The organism is Desulfococcus sp. (assembly GCF_050178255.1).
Classification (GTDB): domain Bacteria; phylum Desulfobacterota; class Desulfobacteria; order Desulfobacterales; family Desulfococcaceae; genus Desulfococcus; species Desulfococcus multivorans.
Map to the genome: position 1 here is coordinate 1 of NZ_JBFXGG010000103.1, position 10160 is coordinate 10160.

At 65.2% G+C, this 10160-nt stretch carries 12 protein-coding genes; 9 read left to right on the plus strand and 3 right to left on the minus strand.

The window, feature by feature from the left end:
- From AB7S84_RS14195 to AB7S84_RS14215, 5 genes are all read left to right on the plus strand, one after another.
- The coding region (locus AB7S84_RS14195) for a MotA/TolQ/ExbB proton channel family protein (protein ID WP_428155213.1) at positions 1-275 on the plus strand (275 nt) is incomplete at its 5' end.
- The gene (locus AB7S84_RS14200) at positions 272-931 is read left to right on the plus strand and encodes a MotA/TolQ/ExbB proton channel family protein (RefSeq protein ID WP_428155215.1); all 660 of its coding nucleotides are present in this window, start codon (positions 272-274) and stop codon (positions 929-931) included. The genes AB7S84_RS14195 and AB7S84_RS14200, both read left to right, overlap by 4 nt.
- The gene (locus AB7S84_RS14205; protein ID WP_020877242.1) at positions 925-1356 is read left to right on the plus strand and encodes an ExbD/TolR family protein; all 432 of its coding nucleotides are present in this window, start codon (positions 925-927) and stop codon (positions 1354-1356) included. The genes AB7S84_RS14200 and AB7S84_RS14205 overlap by 7 nt, the downstream gene beginning before the upstream one ends.
- On the plus strand, positions 1353-2126 hold the full coding sequence (locus AB7S84_RS14210) for a TonB family protein (RefSeq protein WP_428155217.1): 774 nt from the start codon (positions 1353-1355) through the stop codon (positions 2124-2126). Before AB7S84_RS14205 ends, AB7S84_RS14210 begins: the two co-directional genes overlap by 4 nt.
- A 16-nt stretch (positions 2127-2142) precedes the next feature.
- Entirely contained in the window at positions 2143-3057 is a 915-nt protein-coding gene (locus AB7S84_RS14215; protein WP_428155219.1) for a tetratricopeptide repeat protein, read from the plus strand.
- Between the two features lie 24 nt (positions 3058-3081).
- Here the strand turns inward: AB7S84_RS14215 and modC are convergent, their stop codons facing one another.
- From modC to modA, 3 genes are read right to left on the minus strand one after another with little or no spacing between them, the layout of a single operon-like run.
- Positions 3082-4203, minus strand: coding sequence for a molybdenum ABC transporter ATP-binding protein (modC, locus tag AB7S84_RS14220; protein WP_428155221.1), 1122 nt, complete (start codon positions 4201-4203; stop codon positions 3082-3084).
- Positions 4204-4209: 6 nt separating this feature from the next.
- Entirely contained in the window at positions 4210-4893 is a 684-nt protein-coding gene (modB, locus tag AB7S84_RS14225) for a molybdate ABC transporter permease subunit (protein ID WP_428155223.1), read from the minus strand.
- Between the two features lie 14 nt (positions 4894-4907).
- Positions 4908-5714, minus strand: a complete 807-nt coding sequence (gene modA, locus AB7S84_RS14230) for a molybdate ABC transporter substrate-binding protein (RefSeq protein WP_428155225.1) — start codon at positions 5712-5714, stop codon at positions 4908-4910.
- Positions 5715-6017: 303 nt separating this feature from the next.
- Here modA and AB7S84_RS14235 point away from each other — a divergent pair, with 303 nt between their 5' ends.
- The 4 genes from AB7S84_RS14235 (at position 6018) to AB7S84_RS14250 (ending at position 10092) form a co-directional block, all read left to right on the plus strand.
- Positions 6018-7157, plus strand: a complete 1140-nt coding sequence (locus tag AB7S84_RS14235) for a substrate-binding domain-containing protein (RefSeq protein ID WP_020877248.1) — start codon at positions 6018-6020, stop codon at positions 7155-7157.
- Between the two features lie 100 nt (positions 7158-7257).
- A complete protein-coding gene (locus AB7S84_RS14240) occupies positions 7258-8211 on the plus strand; it encodes an ABC transporter substrate-binding protein (RefSeq protein WP_236886002.1) in 954 nt (317 codons plus the stop codon).
- A 1-nt stretch (position 8212) separates the two neighbouring features.
- The gene (locus AB7S84_RS14245; protein WP_020877250.1) at positions 8213-9217 is read left to right on the plus strand and encodes a FecCD family ABC transporter permease; all 1005 of its coding nucleotides are present in this window, start codon (positions 8213-8215) and stop codon (positions 9215-9217) included.
- A gap of 8 nt (positions 9218-9225) precedes the next feature.
- Positions 9226-10092: an ABC transporter ATP-binding protein gene (locus AB7S84_RS14250; protein ID WP_144016608.1), complete on the plus strand. Its 867-nt coding sequence runs from the start codon at positions 9226-9228 to the stop codon at positions 10090-10092.
- Positions 10093-10160: the final 68 nt, after the last annotated feature.

Genomic DNA, 10160 nt, shown 5'->3' on the forward strand with positions numbered 1-10160 from the left:
CCGTGGCCCCGCTTCTGGGCCTGCTCGGGACCGTGACGGGCATGATCAACACCTTCAAGGTCATCACCATCCACGGCACCGGAGACCCCCGGCTCATGGCGGGCGGGATCAGCGAGGCCCTCATCACCACCGAACTGGGCCTTGCCGTAGCCATTCCCATCATGCTGGCGGCCGCTTTTCTGGGGCGCAAGGCCCAGAATATCGCCGCCGACATGGAGGAGAAGGCGATGGCGATGACGGCGGCCCTCCTGAAACGGCAAAGGAACGGCCGGTGAACGGGCTGGAAGCCGTGGTCGCCTATACCCGGGCCGGCGGTCCCGTCATGATCCCCCTGATCGTCGTTTCACTCCTGATGTGGCAGATGGTGGTGATGAAGAGCCTCTGGCTGTTCCGGGTGCGCCGTCATCCCCTCAGGATCGCCGATGCGCCGGCGCGGATGGCGGGCCGGGATAGAGCGCCCGAGGCGGGGCCGGAAGGATCCCGGACGGCGGTCCTGGCCTATTTTCTGGAACACCGCACAGGAGATCCGGAGACGGATCGGATCCTGTGGGAGGTCGCGGTTCGGCGGCAGATTTCCCGTCTGGACCGCTATCTCCCGGCGATCCGGGTTCTGGGTGCGGTGGCGCCGCTCCTGGGCCTCCTGGGCACGGTGAGCGGGATGGTGGAGACCTTTCAGGTCATCGGATTCCAGGGGACCGGGAACAGCCAGGCCCTGGCGTCCGGGATCCAGGAGGCCCTCATTACGACCCAGACCGGATTGCTCATCGCCATTCCCGGTCTCTTTGCCGGACAGGTCCTGACCCAGAAGGTGCGGGAGATCGAAGGCGAACTCATGGTGTTTCACCGGGCCGTGGATCAATGGCTGACGGCGCCGCGGGACAGATTGCCCATGCATGGAAAACAGAATGGAAAAGGGGGGACGGGATGCTGAGATCGAGAGGACGGTTCGGGGCCGGACGGGCATTGGCGGAGAGCACCGAGGTGGACATCAACATGGCGCCCCTCATCGATATGATCTTCATCCTCCTCATCTTTTTTCTGGTTACGGCCAGTTTCGTCCGTGAGAGCGGCGTCACGGTCCAGCGGCCCGAGGCGGCGTCGGCCGCACCCGGAGACGCGGTGGGCCTGATGATCGGCGTGACGACGGCCGGGGAGGTCTTCGTCGACGGCCGTCCCGTGGAGCTGCGGAACCTGCGGGCCGTCGTCGCGCTGTTTCTCATGGAGAACCCCGGCGGCGGGGTCCTGATCGAGGCGGATCGGGCGTGCAGCACGGGTCGGTTGGTGGCCGTCCTGGATCAGTGCCGGCTGGCCGGGGCGGAAAACACGGCCGTGTCCGCCGTGGCGCCGTCGCCGTGACGTCCAAACCGGGAACGGGAGGGCGCGAGGTTCTTGTGGGGATCGGCTTTTCGCTGATGCTCAACCTGATCATTTTCGCCCTGGCGCCGCTTCTCCTGGACCAGGATGTCCGCACGGACCGGCCTGTCCCGGAAACCCTCGATCTGCGGATTCCGTTGCGCAGCAAGTCCACGCCCGGGCCGGAGACGCAGCCCGCTCCGGAGGCTCCGGAGCCTCCGGAACTTCTCTTGACGCCGCCGGAGATTCCGGCGCCGGCCGAGTCTTCGGTATTGGCGCCGCCCGACCTGGCAACCGCGGAAGCGCCCCCGCCGGTGCTCCTGGAGACGGCGCCGGTCAAGGTTTCCGCTCCCAGGCCTCTGCCCGCCGGGCCTGCGAAGAAGGCCGCCGTTGCCGTGCCGGTGTCTGGCCGCTCCACGAACGATGCTTCCCCGGCGGTCCCCGGGGCCGACACCCCGAGGGAGACCGGCGATGCGATGCGGGGATATGCCATGGACCAGGTCGACACGATACCCGCCGTCATGGGGCAGCCCAGACCCGACTACCCCTACCGGGCAAGGCGCCGCAACATCGAGGGGTGGGTGAAGGTCCGATTCCTGGTGGACAGGGAAGGACGGGTCCACGACCTGACCATCCTCTCGTCATCTCCGAGGAATGTTTTCGATGCCGCCGTTCGGGAGGCGATCCCCCGATGGCGCTTCAACCCGGGGATCCGGTCCGGGCGGCCCGTGGACGTATGGGTGGAGACCACCATTCAATTCAAACTCGATTGACCTGATGGAGGACCCGATGAAACGGTTTTGGATGATCCTGATTCTGATGGGGGCGTGCTGCACGGCAGGCCCCCTTTGGGCCGGTCCCCCGCCGGCATGCCCCGAACCGCCGGCCGTGGATGGGGAGCTTTTCAGCGTTCTGGAAAAGGCCCGTAAATCCATGGCCGCGGGCCGGAACCGGGCAGCCCTGGAGATGCTTTCGGCCTATGCCGCCCGCCACCCGGATCGGCAGCATTACCACCTGTCTTTCTGCATGGGAACCGCCTGTTATCGCCTGCGGCAGACGGCCAGGGCCGAGGACTGCTTCACGTCCGCCGCGGCGCTGTTGCCCTGCCGGCCGGAGGTCTGGGAGAATATCGGGGCGGTACGCGCCGCAATGGGCAACCATGCCGGGGCGGCGGCGGCCCTCTCCGTCGCCTACCGCCTTTCTCCGCCGGACCGGAAGGGGTGGCGGAACCTGGGGGATCTCTATCGGCTGGCGGGGGTGCCCAGGGCGGCGGCCCGGGCATATCTGAAGGCCTTTGGAAAGGATCCCGACCCGAAGGCGTTGGACCTGATATCCGACACCTGGCTGGCGGCCCGAAACCTGGAGCAGGCGCTGGAGGCCGCCCGTCTGGCCGCTGACAGGGCTCCGACGGTGAAACGCTGGGCGCGCGTGGGGGACATCTGCTTCCACCTGGGGGATCTCCAGGAAAGCATCGCCGCATACCGGAAGGGCGCGGCTCTCGATGACGGCGACGGCAGGATGTACCTCATGGAGGGCATGGTTGCCTTGAAGTTGAAGCGGCTCACGGACGCGGAGGCCTGTTTTGCCCGGGCCATGGACAAGGCGGCCCCCAAAAGCAAAACCGCCCGGAACGCCGCCAGATGGATGCAGGCGCTGCAGGCATCCCGAAAAAATGCCGCTTCCAATGAAAGCGGCGTCAATTGACATGGGCCCGGGCTGCTGCCGCAATCAGGCGTCGACGGCCACGAGGGAAGGTTCTTTTTCGCGGGATGCGTCCGACGGTCCCGGAGAAACCGCTACGCTCTTGATCAGGGCGAACACCGGCCGGCCGGGCTTCAGGTTCAGTTCCGACAGGGACTGGCGGGTGATCCGTGCCCACAGGGGACGCCCGATGTCCAGACGGACGTCCACGAAAGGCGCGCCGTGATTCCATATCTCCCGGATCTCCCCCGGGAAGACGTTCTGGAAACTGGTCCGTCGCGGCGGCGACAGCGCAACGGCCACCTGGCGGGCCGGGATACGCACGCGCACCGATTCCCCCCTGGCGGCCTGAAATTGCTGCACCTTGAGGGTGTGGCCACCGAAGCGGAGGCGGGTCAGGCCGAATGCGTCCTCCGGCTCGTCGACCACGGCGGAGATGACCGATTCGGTTTCGCTCCGGCCGAGATGGGATTGAAGATCCGACCGGGAGAGCAGGACTTCCGGATCGTCCTCGGCCAGAACGCGCCCTTCCTGAATCAGGACCATGCGGACGGCCAGATGGAGGATTTCGTCCAGGGCATGGCTGACGTAGAGGATCGGAATGGCGAATTCGCGGCCCAACCGCATGACAAAGGGCAGCACCTCGGCCTTACGCGCCGGGTCCAGTGATGCCAGGGGTTCGTCCATGAGCAGCAGTGCCGGGCTGGTCAGGAGGGCGCGTCCGATGGCCACCCGCTGTTTCTCGCCGCCGGAAAGCTTTGACGGCCGGCGGTCGAGCAGGCGGCCGATGCCGAGAAGTTCCACCACCGGATCGAATTTGACGAAGCGTCGCCTTGCCGGCGTGCGGTGCATCCCATAGGTCAGATTGGATCGCACCGAGAGGTGGGGCAGGAGGCGGCCGTCCTGGAACACATAGCCGATGCGGCGTTTTTCCGGCGGCAGATCGATATGCCGCGCCGAATCGAAGAGGCAGAGACCGTTGACGGCGATGCGGCCGGCGTCGGGCTTCAGCAGACCGGCCACCATGTTGACGACGGAGGTCTTCCCCGCGCCGGAGGGGCCGTAGAGCGCCGTCACGCCCGAGGGGGCGCCCCGGAACGCAACATCCAGCGTGAAACCGCCCTGCCGGTGATTGATGCGGATGTCCACGGCCGGTTATCCCGCCATGCGGGCGGCGAATTTCCGGGCCGATATTTCAGAGAACACCAGCGCAGCCATGGCGATGAGCACCGACAGGAGGCAGAGTCGCATGGCCCCCGTTTCCCCGTCCGGGACCTGGGTCAGGGTGTAGAGGGCCAGCGGCAGGGTCTGGGTCTGTCCCCGGATGTTGGAGACGAAGGTGATGGTGGCGCCGAATTCTCCCAGACTCCGGGCAAACGCGAGGATGCCCCCGGTGATGATGCCCGGCACCATCAGCGGCAGGGTGACGGTGAAGAAGACCCGAACCGGACCGGCGCCTAGGGTGCGGGCCGCCGCCTCCAGCCCGGGGTCCACGCCTTCCAGGGAGAGCCGCACGGCGCGGACCAGAAGCGGGAATGCCATGACGGCCGCCGCCAGGGCGGCCCCTTTCCAGTTGAAGGCCAGGACGACCCCCAGGTAACGGTCCAGGAATCCGCCGATGATGCCGTTCCGCCCCAGCATCACCAGCAGCAGGTATCCGATGACCACCGGCGGGAGCACCAGGGGCAGATGCACCAGTCCGTCCAGCAGGTTTCTGCCGGGAAAGCGGCGGCGCGCCAGAACCCAGGCCGTCAGGATTCCCGCCGGAAGGCTGACGGCCACGGCCCAGCCCGACACCCAGAGGCTGAGTTCGAGAGCTTCCAGTTCAACCGGCGTCAAATGAAGCAGATCCATCACCGCACGACAAACCCGTATTTTTCAAAAATCATCCGGGCGGCCGGGGATCTTAAAAAATCGAGAAAATGCCGGGACGCGGCGGTTTTGCCGCCGGACACCGCCGCCGCGGGATAGACGATGGGCGGATGACTGTCCTCGGGAAACATCCCCACCACGCGCACTTTCTTCGAAATCGCGGCATCGGTGGCATAGACCAGCCCCAGGGGGGCCTCCCCGCGTTCCACCAGCACCAGGGCCGCGCGCACATCCTTCATGGGCGCCAGCCGATCCTTGACCGCATCCCAGCCGCCCAGATTTTCAAGCGCCTTCTTGCCGTAAATGCCGGCCGGCACGTGATCGGGGTCCCCCAGGGAGAGGCGGCCGTCCGCGCCCAGGGCGGCGGCGAGCGAAAAACCGGGCACCACCGTGATCGGCGGCATCGTGCTCTTGATCGGCGCGATCAATACGATCCGGTTGCCCAGGAGATCGAAGCGGCTTTCTGTCGCGATCAGGTTCTTCTCCGCCAGGTAGTCCATCCATTTCCGGTTGGCCGAAAGAAAGATATCCGCCGGTGCCCCGCTTTCGATCTGCTTGGCCAGCGCGGAGGATGAGGCGAACGACGGGGTGATGCGCCGGCCGGGATGTGCTGCCGTATACTGTTCGCCGATTTCAGTGAGGGCGTTGGTGGTGGAGGCCGCGGCAAAGACCAGGACATCGGTTTCCGCGGCGGCTCCGGATCCAACGAACGCATCCAGCCCCATTATTCCGGTCGGCACCAACATCACCATGACCAGGAGACGCAACACACATTTTAACGATGCCATTTTCGATCTCTCCTTTGACATAAACCCCGTTACGGTTGAGGCCGCAATCTGTTTCGACCTATCATTTCGGATTGTTGAGCATAAAACCGGAGGTGACGGCAAATGACGTTTTTAGACGTCATTTGACGGCATCTATTGACATATGATATAGAGTCCGTCAATGTTTTTTTAGCTCAACTTTCGACTTTCATAGGGCGGTGCCGGGAGGATACGGCACCTCTATCCGGCCATCATTATGAAATTTGAATTTTTAAATACAGACGGTTTCGAAAATCGACGGCGGGATTACGGCAGGGAGGCACGGTGCCCCGACAACCTCATGATATACAATGCAGCGTCAAACAGTATCGCCTGGCCAGGGGGTGGTCTCAGGAGGAGCTGGCGGAAAGAATCGGCATCCGGCGTCAGGCGGTTTACGACATCGAATCCGGGCGTTACCTGCCCAATACGGCCGTCGCGTTGCGCCTGGCACGCATTTTCGGATGCCGCGTGGAGGACCTGTTCGTCGAACGGACGCCCCGGGAGCGTCATGACATCCACCTGATCGGCGAAGACGTGGCGCCGTCGACGCGTCTGGCATTGGGGCGGGTCCGCGATCGGCTGGTGGGCTTTCCGCTTCAGGGCGCCGAATCCGTGCCGTTCGGCTTGCGATCGGCGGACGGATTGCTGGCGCCGGACAGAAAGCGGGCCGAGATACTGCTTCCCGCCGACCGCCTGGAGAGAACCATTATTCTGATGGGGTGCGATCCGGCATTTGAAATCCTCGGGCAGCATGTCTCCCGCATGTCTCCCGACGCCCGCGTGCACTGCCGTTTCGCATCGAGCCATCGCGCTATCGAAGGCCTGGCCGAAGGCGTCGCGCACGTGGCGGGCACCCACCTGCACAATACCGGCAAGGCGGAATCCAACGTCCTTTTGGCCGCCAGAACACTGCGCCGCGGGCGAAGCCGCATCCTGGGGTTTTCCCTCCTGGAGGAAGGGCTGATGGTGGCTCGGGGCAATCCTCTGGGCATCCGCACGGTGGCCGACCTGGCCCGGCCCATGGTGCGCTTCGTCAATCGCGAGGCCGGCGCCGCCCTCCGGGTGCTGCTGGACGATCATCTGCGGCGTGCCGGCATTCGCCCGGAAGACATCGGCGGTTATCGGAATGAAGTGGGATCCCACCGGGAGGGGGCCTATCGCATCGTCTGCAACGTCGCGGACGCCGCCCTGGGACTCAGGGCCGTTGCCGAGGTCCACGGCCTGGGGTTTGTGCCGATCACCGCGGCCCGATGCGACCTGGTCATCCCGGCCGACCTCGCGGATCATCCCATCATCAGGATTCTTCTCGACGTCCTCCAGTCCGCCGCGCTTCGCAGGGAGATCGATACGCTGCCCGGATACGACGGTTCGGTTACGGGGAAGCTCATCGCCGAGCCGACCCCCGAGGCCCAGCCGGAATGATGCGGCGTCGGCCATGTGACTGGATATTTTGCCTGCTGCGATGGATGCGATGCCGCTTAAGGCTTGACCGGGACTGGAAAAGTCCCTAATGATTGGTGCCATGAACGCCGAACAACCCTATCGACCCGGAATACGGACTCCCGGCCCGAGGGTCCTGATCGCCGCTGCCCTGGTTTCCCTCATGCTCATGATGCCGGGGCCGTTGATCCCGTGCCCGGATGCGGAAGACCGGATGGTCCGGGACCAGGCGGGCCGATCGGTTCGGGTCCCGGCGGATCCCCGGCGCGTCGTGGCATTGGCGCCCAGCGTCACCGAGATCGTCTTCGCGCTGAAACAGGCGCATCGCCTCGTGGGGGCCACCCGGTTCAGCGATTATCCCGCCGAGGCGGAACAGATCCCCAAGGTGGGGTCCTACGTCCGGCTGGATCTCGAAAAAATCACGGCCCTGGCGCCGGATCTCTGCATCGCCGTCAAGGACGGCAACCCCGTGGACGTGGTCATGCGCCTCGAAGCCCTGAACATCCCCGTTTACGCGGTGGACCCCAGGAGCCTCGATACGGTGATGACGGCCATCCGCGCCGTCGGCGAACTGCTGAATGCGCCGGAAGCCGCGGCATCGATGGTCGGGGAGATGCAGCGCCGGATTTCGAGGGTCCGGCGGCTGGCCGCGACGGCGGAAACCCGGCCGGGGGTCTTTTTCCAGATCGGGGTCAACCCCATCGTCTCCGCGGGCACCCCCACCTTCATCCATGAACTGATCATCGCCGCGGGCGGGAGGAATCTCGCCGCGGGGGATATTCCCTATCCGCGGTTCAGCCGGGAAGAGGTCCTGATGACGGCGCCGGACATCCTGATCATCACGTCGATGGCCCGGGGCGGGCTGTTTGAAAAGGTGAAGCGGGAATGGATGGCGTGGCCGGATATGCCGGCCGTCCGCAACCGCCGGGTCCATATTCTCGACTCGGATGTCCTGGACCGTCCCGGTCCCCGAATGGTCGAGGGTCTCGAACAATTATTCGACATCATTCACCCCGGCCTGGGCGACAGGGAATGAGATGACGACATCGCCAATATTCCGACGGATCGTGTGGGTCTCGGTTCCGCTGTTGGTGCTGCTGGCGGCATTCGCCTTTCTCGGGATTTCCGTGGGGTCGAGCCGGCTGACCCCGGTGGACGCCTTTCAGGCCCTTCTGGGACGCGGCCCGGAACCGGACATGCTGACGAATATCATCTGGCGCATCCGTCTGCCCCGGGTGATCCTGGGCGCCCTCGTGGGATCGACCCTTTCACTGGGCGGTCTGGTCTTTCAGGCCCTGCTGCGAAATCCCCTGGCCGAGCCCTATATCCTGGGGATCTCCGGCGGTTCGGCCGTGGGGGCCATCATCGGCATTCTCCTGGGGTTTTCCCGGGTTCCCGGGGTCTGTCTCACGGCGTTTTCCGGGAGTATGGCGGTGCTGGCCCTTGTCGTCCTCATGGGCAGGGGGGGGATCCGGCTCAAAAAGGACGCCCTGCTCCTCTCCGGCGTCATGATCAATGCCTTCTGCTCGTCGGTCATCACCTTTCTTCTGTCGATTTCCCAGGACGCCCGGATCCACAACATTCTCTTCTGGCTCATGGGGGACCTTTCCCTGCCGGACCTGGCCCAGGCCGGACTCCTCGCGCTGATCGTCCTGCCCTGCTTTCTGCTGATCTTTCGATATGCCAATGTCATGAACCTGCTGCTGATGGGGAAGGAGGCGGCCCGGACCATGGGGGTGAACACCGGGGCGGCCTCCCTGGTCCTGCTGCTCGCCACGTCGTTCATGGTGAGCGCCACGGTCTCCTACTGCGGGCTTCTGGGGTTCGTGGGGCTGGTCATGCCTCACCTGCTTCGGCTGGTGCTGGGGCCGGATCACCGGGTCCTCGTGCCGGCCTGCATCCTGGGCGGCGGGGCTTACATGATTCTCTGCGACATCCTCGCCCGGGTGCTGCCGGCCCAGGGGGAGATGCCCACGGGGGTGATCACGGCCATGATCGGCGCGCCGCTCTTCATTTACCTGCTGAAACGGTCCAGGATATGACGCCCGGGATGACGCGCCCCGCCCTCGAGGTCCGGCACTTCAGCCATGGATACCGGGAGACCCCGGTCCTGAAAGACCTCTCCTTTGCCGTGGACCGGGGGGATTTCTTCATCCTGATCGGTCCCAACGGCTCCGGCAAGACGACCCTGATGAAGGCCCTGGCCGGCATCATTCCGGCGGCCGGCAGCCTGAAGGTGCTGGGACGGCCCGTCGAGAGCTATTCCCGAAAAGCCCTGGCGCGGCATATCGCATGGGTTCCCCAGCAGCTCCCCCTGGATTTTCCCTTCTCGGTGCGGGAGATGGTCCTCATGGGACGGGCCCCGCACCAGGGCATCCTTGGATTCGAGACCCGGGAGGACATGGCCGTCGCCGAGCGGATCATGGCCGTCACCGACATCGGGCCCCTGGCCGACCGCAAGCTCAACTGCCTGAGCGGCGGCGAGCTCCAGCGGGTCTTCATCGCCAAGGCCCTCTGCCAGGAGCCGGACATCCTGTTGCTGGACGAACCCACCGCTTTTCTCGACCTGGCCCATCAGATCCAGGTCATGGATCTTCTGGAGCAGCTCAAGCAGGAGCGGGGCATCACCATCGTCATGGTGTCCCACGACCTGAATCTCGCGGCGATGTACGGCGACCGACTCCTCCTGATGCGGGACGGCGGGATCCTGAGCCTGGGATCCCCCAACGCGGTCCTCACCTTTTCCCTCCTGGAGGCGGCCTACGGCTGCGTGCTGTTGACGGAAAAGAGCCCTTTGGGGGACTTCCCGAGGGTGACGACGGTTCCCGGTCGCATCGCGAAACGCGCCGTGAACCGCCTCTGCCGGCAAGCCGACGGCCTCGATGCGGTTGCCGGGGATCCGTCGCGGGAAGAATAAAACCGTTCGTGCGGCGCGCATCCGGCGTTGTCAAGGCCATCCAGTTGCCCTCCGGACCTTGCGGCACC

Coding starts and splice junctions, on each gene's coding strand:
- AB7S84_RS14240 (WP_236886002.1), top strand. CDS start 7,258: ATGAACGCCGAACAACCCTATCGACCCGGAATACGGACTCCCGGCCCG.
- AB7S84_RS14250 (WP_144016608.1), top strand. CDS start 9,226: ATGACGCGCCCCGCCCTCGAGGTCCGGCACTTCAGCCATGGATACCGG.
- AB7S84_RS14205 (WP_020877242.1), top strand. CDS start 925: ATGCTGAGATCGAGAGGACGGTTCGGGGCCGGACGGGCATTGGCGGAG.
- modA (WP_428155225.1), bottom strand. CDS start 5,714: ATGGCATCGTTAAAATGTGTGTTGCGTCTCCTGGTCATGGTGATGTTG.
- AB7S84_RS14245 (WP_020877250.1), top strand. CDS start 8,213: ATGACGACATCGCCAATATTCCGACGGATCGTGTGGGTCTCGGTTCCG.
- AB7S84_RS14215 (WP_428155219.1), top strand. CDS start 2,143: ATGAAACGGTTTTGGATGATCCTGATTCTGATGGGGGCGTGCTGCACG.